Annotated in this window: 1 pseudogene; it reads right to left on the bottom strand. The window is 71.0% G+C overall.

Annotated features, from left to right (window positions below):
* Window positions 1-307 (bottom strand): annotated as a pseudogene (locus CWO91_RS42495) (pseudouridine synthase); the annotation flags it as partial.

Below are 307 nucleotides of genomic sequence, written 5' to 3'. Positions count from 1 at the left end.
CGCCTCGCGCTTCTGCCACGGCTTGGAATCGCCGCGCTCGCCACGATCGCGCGGACGGTCGCCAAAGCTGCGCTTGCGATCGCCGCCCTCGAAGTCGCGGTCGCGGCCAAAATCCTTGCGCGGCCGATCGGAATCGCCGCGCGAAAACTTGCGGTCCTCGAACCGCCGCTCCGAACGCTCACCGCGCGGCGCGCGCTCGTCACGATCGAACTTCGGACGATCGCCGCGCGGCTTGAACGGCCGATCACCCCGCGGCTTGAAGCTGCGCTCGCCGCGGCCCTCTCCGCCGCGGTCGTCGCGCTTGAAG

The sequence above is a fragment of the Bradyrhizobium genosp. SA-3 genome (assembly GCF_004212635.1).
Lineage (GTDB): Bacteria > Pseudomonadota > Alphaproteobacteria > Rhizobiales > Xanthobacteraceae > Bradyrhizobium.
The sequence above is the reverse complement of the archived record's forward strand: the minus strand, read 5'-3'. Positions and strand labels throughout refer to the sequence as shown.